This is a genomic window from Streptomyces sp. YPW6, from assembly GCF_018866325.1.
Classification (GTDB): Bacteria; Actinomycetota; Actinomycetes; order Streptomycetales; family Streptomycetaceae; genus Streptomyces.
In genome coordinates, this window is sequence record NZ_CP076457.1 from 7,549,243 (window position 1) to 7,569,621 (window position 20,379).

Here is a 20,379-nt window from a genome sequence, read left to right on the forward strand (position 1 = left end):
CTCTGGTGGCGACGACGGGCGGCGTGCTACGAAGGTGCATGCCCGCACCTCAGAGCCCCGCACCCCGAACACCCGCAGGCCGGCCCGGTCCCCGGGAGACCTCCGGGCCCGGCGCGCCCGCCCGGGACCGCTACGACGCCGTGATCGTCGGCGGCGGCCACAACGGCCTGGTCGCCGCCGCCTACCTCGCGCGCGCCGGACAGTCCGTCCTCGTCCTGGAGCGGCTCGGCACCACCGGGGGTGCGGCGGTCTCGACCCGCCCCTTCGCCGGGGTCGACGCGCGGCTCTCGCGCTACTCCTACCTGGTCTCCCTGCTGCCCGACAAGATCGTCCGCGACCTCGGCCTGGACTTCGCCGTGCGCAAGCGGACCGTCTCCTCCTACGCCCCCGCTCTCCGTGACGGCCGCCCCACCGGGCTGCTCGTCGCGGGCGAGGGCACCCGGGAGTCGTTCGCCGCGCTCACCGGCGGCGAGCGCGAGTACGCGGCCTGGCAGCGGTTCTACGGGATGACCCAGCGGGTCGCCGAGCGGGTCTTCCCCACGCTCACCGAACCGCTGCCCGGCCGTGACGCGCTGCGTGAGCGCATCGGCGACGCCGACGCCTGGCGGATGCTCTTCGAGGAACCGCTCGGCGTGGCGGTCGAGGAGAACTTCACCGACGACCTGGTGCGCGGGGTCGTCCTCACCGACGCCCTGATCGGCACCTTCGCCGACGCCCACGACGCCTCGCTCCTCCAGAACCGGTGCTTCCTCTACCACGTGATCGGCGGCGGCACGGGTGACTGGGACGTCCCCGTCGGCGGCATGGGGGCGCTCACCGACGCCCTGGCCGGGGCCGCGCGGGCGGCGGGCGCCGAGATCCGCGTACGGCACGAGGCGACCCGTATCGAGACCGACCAGAGCGCCGCCGAGGTCACCGTCCGCACCCCGGACGGCGAACGGGTCGTCGCCGCGGGCCGCGTGCTCGTCAACGCCTCCCCGCAGGCCCTCGCCGCCCTGCTCGGCGACGCCCCGCCCCCGCCCGCCGAGGGCGCCCAGCTCAAGGTCAACATGCTGCTCACCCGGCTGCCACGGCTCCGCGACCGGTCCGTCGACCCCCGGCAGGCCTTCGCCGGAACGTTCCACATCGCCGAGGGGTACGGGCAGCTCGCCGACGCCTACCGGGACGCGGCGGCCGGCCGGCTGCCCACCGCCCCGCCCTCCGAGATCTACTGCCACTCGCTGACCGACCCGACGATCCTCGGCCCCGAACTCGCCGCGCGCGGCTACCAGACCCTCACCCTCTTCGGCCTGCACACCCCGGCCCGGCTGTTCGCCGCCGACAACGACACCACCCGCGCCGCCCTCCTCAAGGCGACCCTGGCCGAACTGGACGCACACCTGGAGGAACCGATCACGGACTGCCTCGCCCTCGACGCGAACGGCGAACCCTGCATCGAGGCCAGGACCCCGCTCGACCTGGAGCGCGATCTGCGGCTCCCCGGCGGCCACATCTTCCACCGGGACCTCTCCTTCCCGTACGCGGACGAGGACACCGGGCGCTGGGGCGTGGAGACCGCGCACGCCAACGTGCTGCTCTGCGGGGCGGGCGCGGTACGCGGCGGCGGGGTCAGCGGAGTCCCCGGCCACAACGCGGCGATGGCCGCCATGGGGGAGTGAGGGGCCTTCCCCGGGGCCGGCAGTCGCCTTCCCGTCGCCCGGCGGACGGGAAGGCGACGACAGGCTCTAGCGAAGGTGCCCCGGGTCCACCGCGGCGGCGATCGCCGTGTGCCCCTCGGGACCCGGGTGCAGTCCGTCGCCGCTGTCGTACGCCGGCAGCAGCCGGGAGGGGCGGTCCGGGTCGCGCAGTGCCGCGTCGAAGTCGGCGACCGCGTCGAAGAGCCGCCCGGTGCGCACCGCCTCGTTGACCTCCCGGCGCACCGCGTCCGCCTCCGGCGTCCAGCGTGTCCACCCCTCGAACGGCGCGATGGTGGCGCCCACCACCCGCAGCCCCGCGGACCGGGCGCGCAGAGCCAGTTGCCGGTACGCGGCCACCATCCGTGCCGGGTCGCGCTCGACCGGCAGATGGTGGAGGTCGTTGACGCCCAGATGCACCAGGACCGTCCGCAGCCCCGGCAGTGACAGCACGTCCCGGTCGAAGCGGGCCTGGGCGCTCGGGCCGAAGCGGTCGCTGTCGCGCAGCAGCCGGTTGCCGCTGATGCCGAGGTTGGCGACGGCGGAGCCCGACAGTCTGCGGGCCAGTTGGTCGGGCCAGCGCAGATCCGCGTCGTCGGGCGTGCCGGTGCCCTCCGCGATGGAGTCGCCCAGCACGGCGAGGGCCGGGCCGCGCGCCCCGGTCGTCTCGACCCCGGTCAGGAGGAGGACGGACCGGGTCCGCACCCCGTCGACGGTGTGCCAGGCGTGCGTGTTGCGGTGGAAGGACAGGGGGCCGGTGGGGCCCGGGAGCCGTGTTGCGACGGTCAGCAGGGACCCGTCCGGCACCCGGAGTCCCGCCACCGGGTCGCTGGTGAGGGAAGCGCCCGCCGCCAGCCACCCCTGCGGCCGTCCGGCGAAGGTGACCGGGCGTCCGCCCGCGGTCACGGGTCCCACCAGCACCGGCGCGGCCCCGAAGGCGTGCGCGTACCGCAGCCGCACCCGCCCGCCCGCCGAGAGCCGCAGCCGCGTGGTGCAGAGCCCGTCGGTGAGCCCGGCGGACGCGAGAGGGTCGTCCGCCGTGGGCGCGGTCTGCGCGGTGGCCCAGGAGGCGGACCAGGGCGTGCCCGTGCGGCCGGGACCGGGCGCGGGTTCCGGGGCCGCCGACGCGAGAGGGGCTGGGGTGAAGGCCGCCGCGGTCCCGGCCGCCGCCGCGTACAGCACACGGCGTCGGCCCGGTGCGGGGGCCCGGCCGGTCATCGGGAGAGCACCGGGGTGGAGGGGGCGGGGTGCCGGACGCTGCTCATGGTGTGCCTCCTGGAATCGACCACGGGAGCGGGTGGGCCGAGCGGCTCGCCAACGGCTCGTTCCATCCAACGGCCTCCGGGTGAACCGGTGGTGACGTCGGCACGCACCGGACGCGACGCCATTGTGGCGGGGGAGCCGGGCGGGCGCCGGCACACCACGCGCGTCACCCGGCCCCGCCGCTCGCTCGGCCGATGCCACCCGGCCCGTTGCTTGGTCGGCCGAACGATCCCGGCCCCGCCGCGCCGTCGGCCGACGCCACCCGGCCCCGTCGCCCAGTCAGTCGGCCGACGGCACCCAGCCCGTCGCCCCGATCCGCCCCGCGTCCCGGGGCCGCTCGGAGTCGAAGACCGTACGGACTCCGTCCCGCACCCGCAGGGCGTCCACGTACGCGCCGCGCCCCACGTACAGCCGGTCCGTGGCGTAGCGCCACCGCAGCCGGAGGCTCTTGCCGCGCCAGGCAGACAGGTCCGCCTCCAGCCGGTGCCACACCCGGCCCGACCAGCCGCTCACCGAGCCCTCCGGGTGCGGCACCGGGTCCGGGCCGCGGCCGGGGCCCGGACAGACGGTGGTGAACGGCACCGGCTGCCAGCCCTCCCCATCCGCCGACGCCTCCAGGAAGAGGCCGTCGGAGGCCGGTTCGGTGTCCCACCACAGCGCGCACTCCAGCCGGGGCCGTACGGACGCCAGGCGCAGGGCGGGCAGGGTGAGGGTGGCCGTGGAGGCGCTCGCCATCCCGGAGAACCAGGCCGTGCGCCCCCGCTCGGGCCGGACCGGCACGGCGCGGGCGAGCTGGTTGGCGGTAGCCACCCGGGGGGCGCTGCCCGAGCGCCAGCTCCGTACGGGATGCACGGAGTTGCCCAGCACGACGAGGAAGGTGTCGGTCGACGGGTCGAGCACCAGGCTGGTCCCGGTGAACCCGGTGTGCCCCGCACTGCGCGGCGTCGCCATCGCGCCCATGTACCAGTGCTGGTAGAGCTCGAAACCGAGGCCGTGCTCGTCGCCCGGGAAGGCGGTGTTGAAGTCCGTGAACAGCAGGTCCACCGACTCCTCGGACAGGATGCGGGAGCGGCCGTACACCCCGCCGTTCAGGAGCGTCCGGGCGAGCACCGCCAGGTCCCAGGCGCAGGAGAACACCCCGGCGTGCCCCGCCACCCCGCCGAAGCCGAAGGCGTTCTCGTCGTGCACCTCGCCCCAGACGAGACCGCGCTCCAGGCCGGACCAGGGCAGCCGGGCGTCCTCCGTCGCCGCGATCTTCGGCTTCCAGGAGGCGGGCGGGTTGTAGCGGGTGCGGTGCATGCCGAGCGGGGCGGTGATCTCCTCGCGGAGCAGGACGTCCAGCGTGCGGCCGGTGATCTGCTCCAGGATCAGCTGGAGGGAGATCAGGTTGAGGTCGGAGTAGAGGTAGGCGCTGCCCGGGGTGCTCGCCGGGACCTCGTCCCAGAGCATCCGGAGCTTGCCCTGGCGGGTCGGCTCCTCGTACAGCGGGATCCATGGCCGGAAGCCCGAGGTGTGCGTCAGGAGCTGACGGACCGTGATGTCCTGTTTGCCGCCGCCCGCGAACTCCGGAAGATACGAGGCGACCGTCGCCGCCAGCTCCAGCCCGCCGCGCTCGATCTGCTGGACGGCCAGGAGAGAGGTGAAGAGCTTGGAGATCGAGGCCAGGTCGAAGACGGTGTCCTCGGCCATCGCGATCTGCTCGTCCGGCGGGAACTCCACCCCGGTGTCGGTCTCCTCGTCGTACGCGCGATAGCGCACCGCCTTGCCGATCGGCCGGTGCAGCGCCACCGTGCCGCCGCGCCCGGCGAGCAGCACCGCGCCCGCGTACCAGGGGTGCCCGGGGGAGTCCGAGAGGTAGGTCTCGGCGTCCCGGACGAGCCGGTCCAGCGGCTCCTGGAGCAGCCCGGCGCGCGCGGCGCTCCCGCGCCGCAGCGTGGGCCGGTGTGCCCCTGCGTCCATGCCCGCTCCCGTGTCCGCCGCGCTGCCCGGTCCGCCCGTGTCCGCATCGCTCCGGGCGGCCGCGCCCGCGAGGGGGATCGGCGTCAGCGCGAGCGCCCCGCCCAGTGCCAGTATCCCGCCGCCCAGCCGCCGCCGGGCGATGCCGCTCCGGGCGGTGCGTGGGGTGTTCTCGGAGGTCCGCGCGTACCCCTGCGTGTCCCCGGTCATCCGCAACTCCTTCCCGCGCCTGACGTCCGGTCACCGGGGTGTGCCCGTCCACCGGAGCCGCGCGAAAGCAACTTCCGAAATCTGGCCGAGCAGTGAAAGTTCCTGCCGCCGGAGAGGTTACTGTCACCTCCGCGCTTCCGGACGGGTCCAGGCCCGCAAAGAATCTGACACTGCATCAGAAAAGCTCTTCCCTCGGCCGGACCGCTGCGGCATCCTGCGGCCCATGGAGACGGAACTGAGCCGCCGACTGGGAATCGAGCACGCCATCTTCGGCTTCACGCCGTTCCCCGAGGTCGCCGCGGCCATCACCAGAGCCGGTGGCTTCGGCGTGCTCGGGGCCGTCCGCTACACCGCCCCCGACGACCTCGCGCGCGACCTCGACCGCCTGCACCGCCATGCCGGCGGCAAGCCCTACGGCCTCGACGTCGTCATGCCCGCCAAGAAGGTCGAGGGGGTCACCGAGGCGGACGTCGAGGCGATGATCCCCGACGGGCACCGCGGGTTCGTCCAGGAGCTCCTGGCCCGCCACGGAGTGCCCGAGCTGGCCGAGGGGGAGGCGTCCGGCTGGCGCATCACCGGCTGGATGGAGGAGGTCGCCCGCGGCCAGCTCGACGTGGCCTTCGACTACCCGGTCAAGCTGCTGGCCAACGCCCTCGGGTCCCCGCCCGCCGACGTCATCGCCCGCGCCCACGGCCACGGCGTGCTCGTCGCCGCCCTGGCCGGCAGCGCCCACCACGCCCGGCGCCACGCGGAGGCGGGCATCGACGTCGTCGTCGCCCAGGGGTACGAGGCGGGCGGCCACACCGGCGAGATCGGCTCCATGGTGCTGGTCCCCGAAGTCGTCGAGGCCGTCGCCCCGCTGCCCGTGCTCGCCGCCGGAGGCATCGGCAGCGGCGAGCAGGCCGCCGCCGGACTCGCCCTCGGCGCCGAGGGCGTCTGGCTCGGCTCCCTCTGGCTCACCACCGAGGAGGCCGACCTGCACTCCGAGGCCCTGACCGCCAAGCTGCTCGCCGCGGGCTCCGGGGACACCGTGCGCTCCCGCGCCCTGACGGGCAAGCCCGCGCGCCAGCTCCGTACCGCGTGGACCGACGCCTGGGACGACCCGGCCGGGCCCGGCGCCCTGCCCATGCCGCTCCAGGGGCTGCTGGTCGCCGAGGCCGTCTCGCGGATCCAGAAGTACGAGGCCGGCGCGCTGCTCGGCACCCCGGTGGGGCAGATCGTCGGCCGGATGACCAGTCGGCGCAGTGTCCAGGCCGTCGTCGACGACCTCACCCGCGGCTTCGAACGGGCCGTCACCCGCATCAACCGCATCGCCGGAAGGAGTGCCACGTGAACCAGCCGCCCAACGGCTTCTGGGCCCAGGCCGCCGCCGACCCCGACCGCACCGTCCTGATCGCCCCCGGCGGGCAGGAGTGGAGCGCGGGCCGGCTGCACGCCGACGTCAACCGCATGGTCCACGGACTGCGCGCGGCGGGGCTGCGGGAGGGCGACGCGTTCGCCGTCGTGCTGCCCAACGGCGTCGAACTCCTCACCGCCCACCTCGCCGCCTCACAGGCCGGCCTCTACCTCGTCCCCGTCAACCACCACCTCGTCGGATCCGAGATCGCCTGGATCGTCGCCGACTCGGGTGCCCGCGTCCTGATCGCCCACGAACGCTTCGCGGCCGCCGCGACGGCCGCCGCCGACGAGGCGGGGCTGCCGCCGAGCCACCGCTACGGTGTCGGTACGGTCCCCGGCAGCCGTCCGTACGCCGACCTGCTCGACGGCCACCCCGCCACCGAGCCCGAGGGCCGCACCCTGGGCTGGGTCATGAACTACACCTCGGGCACCACCGGCCGCCCGCGCGGCATCCGTCGGCCGCTGCCCGGCAGACGCCCCGAGGAGACCCACCTCGGCGGATTCCTCGGCATCTTCGGCATCCGGCCGTTCGACGGCAACGTCCACCTCGTCTGCTCGCCGCTCTACCACACCGCCGTGCTCCAGTTCGCCGGGGCCGCCCTGCACATCGGCCACCCTCTGGTCCTGATGGACGGCTGGGCGCCCGAGGAGATGCTCCGCCTCATCGACGCCCACCGGTGCACCCACACGCACATGGTCCCCACCCAGTTCCACCGGCTGCTCGCCCTGCCCGAGGAGGTGAGGGCCCGCTACGACGTCTCCTCGATGCGGCACGCCATCCACGGGGCCGCCCCCTGCCCCGATCACGTCAAGCGCGCCATGATCGACTGGTGGGGGAGCTGTGTCGAGGAGTACTACGCGGCCAGTGAGGGCGGCGGGGCGTTCGCCACCGCCGAGGACTGGCTGAAGAAGCCCGGAACCGTCGGCAAGGCCTGGCCGATCAGCGAGCTGGCCGTCTTCGACGACGACGGAAACCGGCTCGCGGCGGGCGAACTGGGCACGGTCTACATGAAGATGAGCACCGGCGGCTTCAGTTACCACAAGGACGAGGCCAAGACCCGCCAGAACCGCATCGGCGACTTCTTCACCGTCGGCGACCTCGGCGTCCTGGACGCGGACGGCTACCTCTTCCTCCGTGACCGCAAGATCGACATGATCATCGCCGGGGGCGTCAACATCTACCCCGCCGAGATCGAGTCCGCCCTGCTCACCCACCCCGCCGTCGCGGACGCGGCCGCCTTCGGCATCCCGCACGCCGACCGGGGCGAGGAGGTGAAGGCCGTCGTCGAACCGGCCCAGGGCCACGAGCCGTCGGACGCCCTCGCCGCGGAGATCCTCGCCCACTGCGCGGAGCGGCTCGCCGGGTACAAGCGGCCCCGCTCGCTCGACTTCGTCGCCGCCATGCCCCGCGACCCCAACGGCAAGCTCTACAAGCGGCGGCTGCGCGAACCGTACTGGGAGGGCCACCAGCGGCCGCTGTGATCACGGTCGCGGCCCCGGGCCCCGGCAGGGGCGCGCACCCCCGAGGCGCGGTTCGCGCTCCCCGGCTGGCCGAGCAGCCGTAGCCGCGATGTCCGCCGCCCTGATCAGGCGGCGTACCCGCGCAGCAGGGCGTCCAGGCCGGCGGCCAGTTCACCGGGCCCGCCGCGGTCGGCCAGCCGGACCGCTGTCGCCCGCAGCCGGGGCAGTTCACCGGCCGGGATCCGATGGAGCCCGACGCGGAAGGCCGGATCGGGCTCGCCCGGGTCGTCGTCCATCGCGCGCAGCTCGACCAGCAGGAAACCGAGCAGCCACGCGGTGAACCTGCGGTGGACGCGGATGACGTCCGGCTCGCCGAACCCGGCCGCGTGCAGCAGTTCCAGGACGCGCTCGTCGCTCCGCAGGACGGGCAGGGGCCTCCTGGCCAGCGGGGTGGCCAGCAAGCGGGTGGCCAGGAGCGGCACCACGTGCGGATGGCGCAGTGCGACGCCGTGGGTGGCCCGTGCGATGCGGTGGAGGCCGGCCCGCCAGTCGGCCCCGTCCGCCGGGCCGGACGCTCGCCCCCCCTCCCCGTCGGGACGGTCCGGGCCCTGCGCGAGTTCCCGGTCCACCTGCAGGCAGAACATCTCGACCAGGCCGTCCAGCAGCGCGTCCTTGCCGGGGGCGTAGCGGTACAGGGCCATGGCCTCGACCCCGAGCTCCGCGCCGAGCCGGCGCATGCTGAGGCCCGTCAAGCCGTCCCGGTCCACGACCTCCAGGGCGGCGAGCAGCACGAGCTCCCGGCTCAGGCGCCCGTAGCGCCCCCGGTCCCCGGCCCGGCGGGCGGGCCCGTCGCGTCCGTTCCCGTCTTCCTGGGTCATCGAGAACCCCTCTTGACACGGAGAAACCTGAGGAACAAAATCGTACATATACGTCGTAAACGTACAGCGCAAGCATACAGTGCCGGGGTCCGGAAGGAGCGCCCGCTGTGACGCAGGACGAGCTGAAGGCGGCTGATCTCACGCAGGTGGAGCAACATCTGCGGGAGATCTCCGGCGGAAACGTCGTCCGGGTCGCGGCGGAAGGCCCCACGTTCGGGCATCCCTACCGGGTCCGCACCGTGCGGAGGACCACCTTCGTGCCCGCCCTCCCCGCACGGGCCAGGCGGGTCCTGTGGGTGATCGCCGCGGGCTGGGCCGCGTCCTTCGTCTGGTTCTGGCTCTGGTGGCTGCAACCCGGGCACCGGGCGGGCTGGGCCGGACTCGTGGTGAACAGCCTGCTGCTGCTGTACCTCACCGGCATCCCGGCCTACTTCTTCGTCACCGCCCTGCGGCTGCGCCGGATCGACCCGGCCCTGCCCGTTCCGCCGATCCCCGTCGCCTTCGCCGTGACCCGCGCGCCGTCCGAACCGTGGCCGACGGTCCGCCGCACCCTCGAAGCCATGCTCGCCCAGGACTATCTCCACGCCTACGACGTCTGGCTCTGCGACGAGGACCCCTCCGGGGAGATCGAGCAGTGGTGCCGCAGCCGCGGTGTCCAGGTGTCCTGCCGCCGCGGAATAGGCCCGTACCACCGGGCGACGTGGCCACGGCGCACCCGCTGCAAGGAAGGCAATCTCTGCTACTTCTACGACCGCTGGGGCTACGCGAACTACGCCGTCGTCGCCCAGCTCGACTGCGACCACGTGCCCGCTCCGACGTATCTCGCCGAGATGGTCCGCCCCTTCGGCGACCCCGCGATCGGCTACGTCGCCGCGCCCAGCGTCTGCGACGCGACCGACGGAGCCTCCTGGGCGGCGCGCGGCCGGCTGCACCGCGAGGCCGTCTGGCACGGCGCGGTGCAGCTGGGACACAGCGACGGGCTCGCCCCGATGTGCATCGGCTCCCACTACGCGGTGCGCACGCGGGCCCTGCGGGACATCGGCGGCCTCGGCCCCGAGCTGGCCGAGGACTTCTCCACCACCTTCCTGCTGAACTCCTCCGGCTGGCACGGCGCCTTCGCCATCGACGCGGAGGCGCACGGGGACGGACCGCTGACCTTCGCCGACATGGTCACCCAGGAGTACCAGTGGTCCCGGAGCCTGACCACCATGCTGCTGGGCCTGCTGCCGCGGCACCTCGGACGACTGCCCCTGCTGCTGAGGCTGCGGTTCGGCTACGCCCTGGCCTACTACCCGCTGCTCGGCCTCATGGTCGTCTCCGGGCTGTTCCTCCCGCCGGCAGCGGTGATCACCGGGCTGCCGTGGGTGAACGTCAACTACTTCGACTTCCTCCTGCACTTCTGGGTCATGCCCGTGTGGCTGCTCCTGACCCTGGCCCTGCTGCGCCGCATGCAGCTGATGCGCCCGCGCAACGCGCCGCTCATCAGCTGGGAGACGTGGCTGTTCGCCCTCGCCCGCTGGCCGTTCGTGATCTGGGGGCTGCTCGGCGCCGTACGCCAGAAGCTGCGGCCGAGGCCGGTGACGTTCAAGGTCACTCCCAAGAAGACGGGCGGGCCGCGCCCTCTTCCGGTCATCCTCACGACGCCGTTCGCCGCCATCTCCCTGCCCCTGGCCGCCGTGGCTCTCTACGGCGAACTGAACAGCCCGGCCGTCGGCTACGTCTTTCTCTGCATCGCCGCCGCGGCGGCCTACGCGGCGGTCGCGCTCGCCGTGCCCGTCCTGCACGTCCGCGAGGCGGCCAGGGCGTCGGGAACCGGCTTCCCGGAGGCCGCGGCGACGGCTCGGCTGCCCCTGGCGCTCGGACTGGTGTGCGCGATCCCCGTCATCACGTCGATCGTCTTCTACCCGGCCTACGCGGCCGCCGTCCTGGGGTGGTGAGCGCGATGACCTCCCCGTCGGCCTCCCGGCAAGGAGCCGCTTCCATGAACCCGCCTTCCACGATCCTCGTCACCGGCGGAGCCGGCTTCATCGGCTCCCACGCCTGTGTCGAACTCCTCGACCACGGCTACGAACTGATCGTGGTCGACGACTACTCCAACAGCTCGTCCCAGGTCTTCGCCCGTGTGGAGAGGATCGCCGGCCGGTTCGTCGGGACCGTGTACGAGCTGGACATCCGCGATCGGCATGCCCTTGCGGCAGTCTTCGACCGTCACTCCGTGGACGCTGTCGTGCACTTCGCCGCCCTGAAGGCCGTCGGTGAGTCGACGCGGATGCCCGTCGAGTACTACGACACCAATGTCGGCGGGACGACCACCCTCCTGCGGGCGATGCACGAACACGGGGTGCACCACCTGGTGTTCTCCTCGTCGTGTTCGCTCTACGGCGACGGCGACGGCGGACCGCTCGGCGAGGACGCCGTCGTCGGGCCCGGCAGCCCGTACGCGGCCTCCAAGTGGGCGTGCGAGCAGATCCTCGCCGACGTCTGCCGGCGGGTTCCCGGGTTCACGGTGATGGCGCTGCGGTACTTCAACCCGGTCGGCGCCCACCCCAGCGGACTGCTCGGGGAAGAGCCCCGGGGGACACCGGACAACCTGATGCCCTGCCTGGCGCAGGTCGCCGTCGGCCGGCGCGAGCGGCTGCATGTGTTCGGCGACGACTGGGACACCCCCGACGGGACGGCCGTCCGCGACTACCTGCACGTCATGGACACGGTCGAAGCACATCGCATCGCGCTGGAACACCTTGGAGACGGGCCGGGGATGCACGTGTACAACCTCGGTGTCGGCCAGGGGAGTTCGGTCCTGGAGGTCGTCGCCGCCTTCCAAGAGGCCTGTGGCAGGCCGATCCCCTACGACATCTTCCCCCGCCGCCCCGGCGACGTGCGCGAACGCGTCGCCGACGCCACCGCCGTGGCACGCGACTGGGGCTGGAGGCCCCGGCGGAACCTCGCCGGCATGTGCCGGGACGCGTGGCGGTTCCAGCAGTTGAACCCCTCGGGTCACGCCGGTTCCGCCCGGCAGACGAACCGAAAGAGAGTGACGTCATGCGGATGACCGTCATCGGAACCGGATACGTCGGAACGGTGCACGCCGCGTGCATGGCCGACATCGGCCACGAAGTCCTCGGCGTCGATGCCGACGCCGACCGGATCAGCTCCCTGGCCACGGGGCGCGCCCCCTTCCGCGAGAGCGGTCTGGACGACTTCCTCGCCCGGACCGTCGCCTCCGGACGGCTGCGCTTCACCACCTCGCTCGCCGAGGCCGCCGCCTTCGCCCGGACCCACTTCATCTGCGTCGGCACCCCGCAGCGCCCCGGCGGCGAAGCCGCCGACCTCCGGCACGTCGATGCCGTGGCGGACGGACTGGCACGGCATCTGCGGCCGGGCAGTCTGGTCGTCGGCAAGTCCACCGTACCGGTCGGCACCGCGGCCCGGCTCGGCCGGCGGCTCGCGGCCCCGGTCCCGGACGCCGAGGTCGCCTGGAACCCCGAGTTCCTGCGTGAGGGCTCGGCCGTCCAGGACTTCATGCGGCCCGAACGGATCGTGGTGGGCGTGGCATCGGCCCGTGCCGAGGCGGTCCTGCGGAAGCTGTACGCCCCCCTGCTGCGCGCGGGCGTCACGTTCTTCAGCACCGACCCGGCCACGGCCGAACTCGTCAAGGCAGCCGCCAACTCCTTCCTGGCCACGAAGATCTCCTTCATCAACGCCATGGCCGAGGTGTGCGACGCCGCCGGGGCGGACGTCAGGATGCTGGCCTCGGCCGTCGGCGCCGACTCGCGGATCGGCGACCGCTTCCTCGATCCCGGGCTGGGATTCGGCGGCAGCTGCTTCCCCAAGGACATCAGAGCGTTCGCGGCCCGCGCCGAGGAGATCGGCGCCGGTGAGGCGGTGGCCTTCCTGCACGAGGTCGACCGGATCAACACCCGCCAGCGCGAGCGCACGGTCAGCAGGGCCAGGCGCCTCGTCGGCGGATCCTTCGACGGCCGGCGGATCGCCGTGCTGGGCGCCTCGTTCAAACCCGGCAGCGACGACGTGCGCGACTCGCCCGCCCTCGCCGTCGCCGAATCCGTACGGAAGGAGGGAGCCACCGTGCGGGTGCACGACCCGCAGGCCCTCGACAACGCCCGCGCCGCACGTCCCGACCTGGCATACGCCCTCGACATCCCCAAGGCGTGCGAACACGCGGACCTGCTGCTGCACCTCACACCGTGGCCGGAGTACCGGCGGATCGACCCCGCAGCGCTCGCCCCCGTCGTCCGCCACCCGGTGCTGCTGGACGCCCGGAACTGCCTGGACGACCGGCCCTGGCGCGCGGCCGGCTGGACCCTGCACGCGCTGGCCCACCCCACAGGAGGCACGTCATGAGGGCCGTGGTCACCGGAGGCGGCGGATTCGTGGGCTCCCACCTGTGCGAGGCGCTGCTCCGCCGGGGCGACACCGTCTGGTGCCTGGACAACTTCCTCACGGGCCGCCCGGAGAACATCGCCCGGCTGGGGGCGGACCCCCGCTTCCGGCTCGTGCGCGCCGATGTGACGTCCGCCCTCGACATTCCCGGACCGGTGGACGTCGTGGCCCACCTGGCCAGTCCCGCGTCCCCGCCCGACTACCACCGGCTGCCGCTGGAGACGCTCTCGGCGGGCGGGCGCGGCACGGAGATGGCGCTGCGCCTGGCCCAGCGCCACGGCGCCCGCTTCGTCCTGGCCTCCACCAGCGAGGTCTACGGCGACCCCGGCATCCACCCGCAGCCGGAGGACTACTGGGGCAACGTCAACCCGGTCGGCCCGCGCAGCGTCTACGACGAGGCCAAGCGGTACGCGGAGGCGATGGCCATGGCGTACCGGCGCAGTCTCGGCACCGACGCCGGCATCGTGCGGATCTTCAACACCTACGGACCGCGCATGCGACCCCACGACGGCCGCGTCGTGTCCACGTTCGTGCGGCAGGCCCTGGCGGGCTCCCCGCTGACCGTCTACGGGGACGGCAGCCAGACGCGGAGCTTCTGCTACGTCGAGGACCTGGTACGCGGCATCACGGCGATGATCGACCACCCCGGCCTCAGCGGTCCGGTCAACCTCGGCAACCCGGCCGAGCGCAGTGTCCGGGAGCTCGCCGAACTCGTTCTGACGATCACCGGATCCCGCTCCGGCATCGCCTACCGCCCGCTGCCCGTCGACGACCCCACCCGGCGGCGCCCCGACATCACCCGGGCCCGGGAACTGCTCGGCTGGGAACCGCTCGTGCCGGTCGATGCCGGCCTGCGGCGCACCGCCGCCTGGTTCGCCTCCCTGCCCCGTCCGGGGCCCGCACCGGGGCGGGCCGCCGGGAGCCCGCACCCCCTGAGGGCGGAGGCCTGATCCCATGCGCGGAGCAGCCGTCACGACCGCCGCCGCGGCAGCGGTCCTCCTCCTCGCCGGGAGCGGGTGCGGCACCACACCGCACTACGCGCCGCCGTCCGCCACCTACCACGTCGCCCCCGACGGCGACGACCGGAACGCGGGCACGTCCCCCGACGAGGCCTGGCGCACCCTCGACCGGGCCGAACGGACCGGGCTGGAACCGGGCGACAGGCTGCTGCTGAAGGGCGGCGCCCGCTTCGCCGGCAGCATCACCGTCGGCGAGGACGAGGCGGGCGACGCGGACCGGCCCGTGACCATCGGCTCCTACGGCGGGGGGCGCGCCACGGTCGCGGCGACGGACACCCCCGGCATCTCCGTGCACAACACGGCGGGCGTCGCGATCCGCGACGTCGAGGTGACCGGAGCGGGCAGCTCCTACACGCGCGAGGGAGGCATCAACCTCTACAGCGACCTCCCGGGCGGCGAGAAGCTGGAAGGGGTGGCCGTCACCGATGTGGAGGTCTCCGGGTTCCGGGCGGGCATCGCGGTGGGCGGCACGCAGTCCGGCTCCGGGTTCCGCGACGTGACGGTCCGACAGGCCGAACTGCACGGGAACAAGGACGTGGGGCTGCTGACGTACGGCCCCGCGTTCGACGCCGGCAAGCCGGCGTACGCCCACCGCGACGTCCGCATCGAGGAGGTGGAGGCCCACCACAACACCGGCGATCCCCGGTTGACGGACACCCACTCGGGCAACGGCATCATCCTGGGCGGTGTACGCGACGCCACGGTCCGTGACTCCAGCGCCCACGACAACGGCACGCGCGCGTCGGCCAAGGCCCCGGCAGGACCGGTGGGCATCTGGGCCTACGACGCGGCCGACATCGTCCTGGAGCACAACACGTCCTACCGCAACCACACCGGCTCGGCGGTGGACGGTGCGGGCTTCGGCCTCGACGCCAACGTCACCGGCTCGACGATCCAGTACAACCTGGCGTTCCAGAACGACGGGCCCGGCTACTACGTCTACACGGACAAGAAGAACGGCGCCCACATCCAGAACACCATCCGCTACAACGTCGCCACCGAGAACGGACGCAAGCTGCCGGTCAACGGCGCCCTGGCCGTCCACGGCCAGGACATCCGGAACCTCGACATCTACCAGAACACCCTGGTGATGTCGGATTCCCCCAACGGGCCGGGGCCCGCCGTACGCCTGCGGGGCGGACAGACCGGTGTGGCGCTGCGCAACAACATCCTCGTCACCGAGCACGCCCCCCTCATCACCGCGGAGGCGGGCCTGGGCACCCGCGACGTGATCCTCCAGGGAAACGACTACGCCGCGTCGGCGGGTCCGTGGAGCATCGACTGGGCCGGCCGTTCCTTCGCCGGCCTGGGCGCCTGGCGCGACGCGACGGGACAGGAGCGGGTCGACGGACGGCCCTCCGGGCTGAACGCCGACCCCTGCTTCGCCGGAGGCGCCTCCCCGGCCGTCCGCTCCGCGGCCGACGCGCGCCTGATCGTGCCCGACTGCGCCTCGCTCGCGGGCAGGGGACTGGACCTGCGGGCCCTCTTCGGCACCGACGCGGGCGCCGTCGACTACTTCGGCAGGCCCGCGGGCACGCCGCCCCCCATCGGCGCCGCCGTCCCCTCGGCTCCGCGGTAGCGGGCCGGACGCCCCCCTCACCCGACCGGATGCGACGCGCTGACCGCGTGCCTACGATCGGAGGGGAGGCGCGTGCCTGTGATCCGGACTCGAGCGTTGACGGCCGGCTACGTACTCCTCGTGGCCGGCCTCACTACGGGTTGCCTGACGTGGTCCGCCGCCTACGCCCCCCTGTGGGCCCTGATCGGTGTGTCCGGTGCGGCGGCCGTCCTGGTGGGCGTGCGGGTCAACCGGCCCGCATGCCGCTGGCCGTGGTGGGTCCTCGCCGCCGCCCTCCTCTTCTTCGCCGCGGGCGACACCTACTACAACGTGATGGAGGCGTACTTCTCCGCGTCGAACCCCTTCCCGTCCCCGGCCGACGCCTGTTACCTGCTGACCTACCCTCTGTTCACCGCGGGGCTGCTCGGGCTGGTGCGCAACCGCATGGCGGGCCGCGACGTACCGGGCCTGCTGGACGCGCTGATCATCACCGCCGGACTGGCCCTTCCGGTCTGGGTCTTCCTGGTGCAGCCGCTCACCCGGGTCGACGGGCTGACCTGGCAGCAGCGCGTCACCAGCATCGCCTACCCGCTCGGTGACATCCTCGTGCTGGCCCTGCTCGTCCGGCTGCTCACCCTGGGCTCCGCTCCGCGCCGCAACCGGGCCCTGCACCTCCTGGTGCTCGGCACGCTGACGCTCCTGTGCTTCGACATCGCGTACGGGGTTCTGCAGCTCAACGGGAACTGGCAGACGGGGACCGTGCTGGACAGCGGCTGGGTGTTCTTCTACACCGCCTGGGGCCTGGCGGCGCTGCATCCGTCCATGGCCGAACTGACCACACGGGAGGAGCGGCAGGAATCGCTGCTCCCGCCGACGCGCCGCCTGCTCCTGCTGTCCGGCGCCGTGCTGATCGCCCCCGCGATCCTGCTCGCCGAGGGGCTGCGCGGCAAGGCCCAGGACGCCTCCGTGATCGCCGCCTTCTCCGGGATCCTGACCCTGCTGGTCATCCTGCGGCTCACCGGCATGGTCACGGCCCACCGGAAGGCCGTCGCCAGGGAGGTCGCCCTGCGGAACGCGGCCGCCTCCCTGGTCGCCGCGATGAGCGCACAGGAGATCGCCCGGTGCTGCGACCACGCCGTGGGCGCGCTGTTCGGGGCCCGGCAGCCGCACGCGAGCATGCTGCTGTCGACCGACGACGCCGAGGAGGCCCCGGCCCGTACGAGCCCCGCCACGCCGCCGGCCGGCCGCTGGCGGGACGCACGGACCGGCCGGGTTCCGCCGGGGCAGCCGGCCGAACTGGCCGGCCCCCGTTCCCGGCTGATGCCGGTCACCCGGCTCGGGCCGGGCATCAGCGCCGGGCTGGGACACCTGCGCACCGTCCTCGTCTGCCCGACGGCCCGGCCCGACCGTGCGGGTGCGCCGGGCATCCTGCTGACCGCGGGACCCGCGAAGCGGCTCGAGGAAATGCAAAGCTTCCTGGAGATCCTCGCCTCGCACGCCGGACTGGCGCTGGGACGGATCGCCCTGCGCAGGGAGATCGTCCGGCAGGAGAGCGAGGCGTACTTCCGCACCCTGGTGCACAACGCCTCGGACGTCATCCTCATCGTCGCGTCCGACAACACCGTCCGCTACGCCAGCCCCTCCGCCCGGTCCGTGTTCGGCGAGGCCGAGCTGATCGGCGCCCCGCTGGACGAACTGGTGGACGAGCGCGATCGGACCCGGGCGGAGGGGCTCCTGACCATGATGGGGAACGGGACCCGGCGAGAGGGGCGGGACCACTGGCACATCCCCAACGGCGGCGACCCCCTGGAAGTGGAGGTGAGCTGCCGCGACCTGCGGCAGGACCGCACCGTCCGGGGGCTGGTCGTCACCCTGCGGGACGTGACGGAGCAGCGCCAGCTGGAACACGAACTCACCCAGCGGGCGTTCCACGATTCGCTGACGGGCCTGCCCAACCGCGTGCTGCTGCTGGAGCGGATCGAACGCGCGCTGCTGCGTGGCCGCCGTCAGCCCGCCCTCACGTGCGTGCTGTTCATCGACCTCGACGACTTCAAGATCGTCAATGACAGCATGGGCCACGCGGTGGGCGACCAGCTCCTGAACGCGGTGGGCGCCCGGCTCACCGCGACCCTCCGGCGCACCGACACCGCCGCGCGCCTGGGCGGCGACGAGTTCGCCGTCCTCATGGAGGGCGCGAGGGAGCCCATCGACGCCGAACTGCTGGCCGCCCAGATCGTCCAGAGCCTCAGCCGCCCGTTCCGGCTGCCGGACGGCTCGGTGAGCGTGTCGGCGAGTGTGGGCGTGGCGACCGCGATGGACAGCGCGGACAGCGAGGAGCTGCTGAGCCACTCCGACCTGGCGCTCCGCGCCGCCAAGGCGGCGGGCAAGCGCCAGTGGCGGCGCTTCCAGACCCGGCTGCGGGTCCGCATGATCGAACAGCATGACCTGCGGGCGAGCCTGGACTCGGCGATCGTCCGGAAGGAGTTCGCTCTGCGCTACCAGCCCGTCGTGGACCTGGCGGACGGCCGCATCGTCGCCTTCGAGGCGCTCGCCCGCTGGCCCCACGAGCTGCGCGGTCCGATTCCCCCGCAGCAGTTCATCGCACTCGCCGAGGAGACCGGCCAGATCATGCCGCTGGGCAGCTGGGTGCTCGGCCGGGCCACCGGCGACATCGCGGCCCTGCAACGGGCGGCCCGGGGCGCCCCGCCCTATGTCAGCGTCAATGTGTCGGCCCGTCAGTTCCGGGACGCGGACTTCCTCGACGAGGTCGGCGAAGCGCTCGCCACACCCGGGCTCTCTCCCGGGTCGCTGCAGCTGGAACTCACCGAGACGGTCATGCTGCACTGGGACAGCCAGGTCGCGGAGGTCATGCAGTCCCTCAAGGACCTGGGTGTGCGCATCGCCCTCGACGACTTCGGCACCGGCTTCTCCTCGCTGCGCTACCTCAGGGAACTGCCCATCGACGTGCTGAAGATCGACAAGTCGTTCATCGACGACCTCACCACGGATCCTCAGCAGGTGGCGCTGGTGGAGGGCATCGTGCACATCGCCGACACGCTGGGCCTCCAGGTGATCGCCGAGGGCATCGAGGACGCCGGACAGCGCGATCTGCTGGCCCGCATGGGCTGCCGGTACGGACAGGGATACCTCTACGCCCGCCCGATGACCGCCCGGCAGAGTGCCTCACTGCTCCGCCGCCCCAGGAGAAGCCACCGGCCGGAGAGAGGCGGCCGGCCCCGTGCGGCCGGCCACCGCACCACCCGCGGTCCTGTCGACGATCCGACCGCCGGAGAAAGGAGCAGGCCGATGCCGGACATCACCACCTCGGTCAGGAGGGTCCGACGGGACCAGCGCTTGAGCGACCTCGAACACCTCCGGCAGACCAGCCCGATGAGCGACGCGGTCCTCGACGAGGTGCGGGGGCGCCACATCCGGTCCCAGGACCGGTGGCTGATCGACTTCGCCTCCTGCAACTACCTGGGCTTCGACCGCGATCCGGAGATCATCGCAGCCATCGAGCCCGCCGTGCGGCGCTGGGGCACCCACCCGAGCTGGTCGAGGCTGCTCGGCAGCCCGCGGATCTACCCCGAGATCGAGGAACGGCTCGCCGCGCTCCTCGAAGCCCCGGACACCCTGCTGCTGCCGACCGCGACGCTGATCCACGCCTCGGTGATCCCGGTCCTCGCCGGCACGGGGCACGTGTTCGTCGAGGCGACCGCGCACCGGACCGTCTACGACGGCTGCGTGGCCGCCCGCGGTCAGGGCGCGACCCTGCAGCGCTTTCGGCAGGACCGGCCGGACCAGCTCGACGAGCAGCTCAGGGCCGTGCCCTCCGGGTCCGCACGGCTGGTCTGCCTGGACGGCGTGAACAGCATGAGCGGGAACATCCCCGACGTGCCCCGGCTGGCGGCCGTCTGCCGGAACCGGGGCGCCACCCTGTACCTCGACGACACGCATGGATTCGGCATCATCGGGGAGCGGCGCGATGACGAGCGGTGTCCGTACGGGGCGCGCGGGAACAGCGTCGTGCGGCACACCGGGGAGACGTACGACGACATCGTGCTCGTCGGCGGCTTCTCCAAGGCGTACTCGTCGCTGCTGGCCTTTCTGGCGCTCCCCACCTCCCTCAAGGACCTGCTGAAGGTCGCTGCGGGCCCCTACCTGTACTCCGGGCCGTCACCGACCGCCTCGCTGGCCACCACGCTCGCCGGCCTGGAGGTCAACGAGCTGCGCGGCGACGCCATCCGCGCCGACGTCCACCGCAAGACGGCCGCGGTGCTCGACCATGTGCACGCCCTCGGCATGGCGACGCCCAACACCGACGGGCTGCCGATCGTCGAGATCGTCCTGGCGGACGCGTCGGACCTCGACGCGGTGGCCGGATTCCTCTGGGACAGCGGGATCTACGTCACCCTGGCCGCGTACCCCCTCGTCCCACGCGACCGCGTGGGCTTCCGGGTGCAGATCACGGCGCTGAACTCCGACGAGGACATCGACCGGCTCAACACCACCCTGACGGCGCTCTGCGAGCGGTTCGCCGTCCTGCGGCCGGGGAGCTGAGC

12 protein-coding genes are annotated in these 20,379 nt (G+C 73.2%); 9 read left to right on the forward strand and 3 right to left on the reverse strand.

Annotated features, from left to right (window positions below; all coding sequences use genetic code 11):
* Positions 1-38: 38 nt before the first annotated feature.
* Positions 39-1,658, forward strand: coding sequence for an NAD(P)/FAD-dependent oxidoreductase (locus KME66_RS33040; RefSeq protein ID WP_253208544.1), 1,620 nt, complete (start codon positions 39-41; stop codon positions 1,656-1,658).
* Positions 1,659-1,724: 66 nt separating this feature from the next.
* On the opposite strand, the gene KME66_RS33045 is transcribed toward KME66_RS33040, so the two are convergent.
* Together KME66_RS33045 and KME66_RS33050 are read right to left on the reverse strand one after the other, a co-directional pair.
* Positions 1,725-2,891, reverse strand: a complete 1,167-nt coding sequence (locus KME66_RS33045; RefSeq protein WP_216328825.1) for an SGNH/GDSL hydrolase family protein — start codon at positions 2,889-2,891, stop codon at positions 1,725-1,727.
* A 324-nt stretch (positions 2,892-3,215) separates the two neighbouring features.
* Positions 3,216-5,102, reverse strand: coding sequence for a serine hydrolase domain-containing protein (locus tag KME66_RS33050; RefSeq protein ID WP_216328827.1), 1,887 nt, complete (start codon positions 5,100-5,102; stop codon positions 3,216-3,218).
* Between the two features lie 223 nt (positions 5,103-5,325).
* On the opposite strand from KME66_RS33050, the gene KME66_RS33055 reads away from it, so the two are divergent.
* Together KME66_RS33055 and KME66_RS33060 are read left to right on the forward strand one after the other, a co-directional pair.
* The gene (locus tag KME66_RS33055) at positions 5,326-6,435 is read left to right on the forward strand and encodes a nitronate monooxygenase family protein (RefSeq protein ID WP_073223960.1); all 1,110 of its coding nucleotides are present in this window, start codon (positions 5,326-5,328) and stop codon (positions 6,433-6,435) included.
* Complete coding sequence (locus KME66_RS33060; protein WP_216328829.1) at positions 6,432-7,982, forward strand: acyl-CoA synthetase; 1,551 nt, start codon at positions 6,432-6,434, stop codon at positions 7,980-7,982. The genes KME66_RS33055 and KME66_RS33060 overlap by 4 nt, the downstream gene beginning before the upstream one ends.
* Positions 7,983-8,086: 104 nt before the next feature.
* On the opposite strand, the gene KME66_RS33065 is transcribed toward KME66_RS33060, so the two are convergent.
* Positions 8,087-8,839, reverse strand: a complete 753-nt coding sequence (locus KME66_RS33065; RefSeq protein ID WP_216328831.1) for a TetR/AcrR family transcriptional regulator C-terminal domain-containing protein — start codon at positions 8,837-8,839, stop codon at positions 8,087-8,089.
* 107 nt (positions 8,840-8,946) lie between these two features.
* Between KME66_RS33065 and KME66_RS33070 the strand changes: the two genes are divergently transcribed.
* From KME66_RS33070 to KME66_RS33095, 6 genes are all read left to right on the forward strand, one after another.
* Positions 8,947-10,776 (forward strand): glycosyltransferase family 2 protein, encoded by a 1,830-nt coding sequence (locus KME66_RS33070; RefSeq protein ID WP_216328833.1) that lies wholly within the window; start codon positions 8,947-8,949, stop codon positions 10,774-10,776.
* Between the two features lie 44 nt (positions 10,777-10,820).
* Positions 10,821-11,891 (forward strand): UDP-glucose 4-epimerase GalE, encoded by a 1,071-nt coding sequence (galE, locus tag KME66_RS33075; RefSeq protein WP_216328835.1) that lies wholly within the window; start codon positions 10,821-10,823, stop codon positions 11,889-11,891.
* The gene (locus KME66_RS33080) at positions 11,882-13,201 is read left to right on the forward strand and encodes a UDP-glucose/GDP-mannose dehydrogenase family protein (protein WP_216328837.1); all 1,320 of its coding nucleotides are present in this window, start codon (positions 11,882-11,884) and stop codon (positions 13,199-13,201) included. The genes galE and KME66_RS33080 overlap by 10 nt, the downstream gene beginning before the upstream one ends.
* Positions 13,198-14,190 (forward strand): UDP-glucuronic acid decarboxylase family protein, encoded by a 993-nt coding sequence (locus KME66_RS33085; protein WP_216328839.1) that lies wholly within the window; start codon positions 13,198-13,200, stop codon positions 14,188-14,190. Before KME66_RS33080 ends, KME66_RS33085 begins: the two co-directional genes overlap by 4 nt.
* Before the next feature lie 4 nt (positions 14,191-14,194).
* Positions 14,195-15,838: a right-handed parallel beta-helix repeat-containing protein gene (locus KME66_RS33090; protein ID WP_216328841.1), complete on the forward strand. Its 1,644-nt coding sequence runs from the start codon at positions 14,195-14,197 to the stop codon at positions 15,836-15,838.
* A gap of 120 nt (positions 15,839-15,958) precedes the next feature.
* Positions 15,959-20,377 carry an aminotransferase class I/II-fold pyridoxal phosphate-dependent enzyme gene (locus KME66_RS33095; protein WP_367303637.1) on the forward strand — a complete coding sequence of 1,473 codons (4,419 nt, stop codon included), beginning with the start codon at positions 15,959-15,961 and terminating at the stop codon, positions 20,375-20,377.
* Positions 20,378-20,379 lie beyond the last annotated feature (2 nt).

Coding starts and splice junctions, on each gene's coding strand:
- KME66_RS33055 (WP_073223960.1), top strand. CDS start 5,326: ATGGAGACGGAACTGAGCCGCCGACTGGGAATCGAGCACGCCATCTTC.
- KME66_RS33040 (WP_253208544.1), top strand. CDS start 39: ATGCCCGCACCTCAGAGCCCCGCACCCCGAACACCCGCAGGCCGGCCC.
- KME66_RS33065 (WP_216328831.1), bottom strand. CDS start 8,839: ATGACCCAGGAAGACGGGAACGGACGCGACGGGCCCGCCCGCCGGGCC.
- KME66_RS33085 (WP_216328839.1), top strand. CDS start 13,198: ATGAGGGCCGTGGTCACCGGAGGCGGCGGATTCGTGGGCTCCCACCTG.
- KME66_RS33045 (WP_216328825.1), bottom strand. CDS start 2,891: ATGACCGGCCGGGCCCCCGCACCGGGCCGACGCCGTGTGCTGTACGCG.
- galE (WP_216328835.1), top strand. CDS start 10,821: ATGAACCCGCCTTCCACGATCCTCGTCACCGGCGGAGCCGGCTTCATC.
- KME66_RS33090 (WP_216328841.1), top strand. CDS start 14,195: ATGCGCGGAGCAGCCGTCACGACCGCCGCCGCGGCAGCGGTCCTCCTC.
- KME66_RS33080 (WP_216328837.1), top strand. CDS start 11,882: ATGCGGATGACCGTCATCGGAACCGGATACGTCGGAACGGTGCACGCC.
- KME66_RS33050 (WP_216328827.1), bottom strand. CDS start 5,102: ATGACCGGGGACACGCAGGGGTACGCGCGGACCTCCGAGAACACCCCA.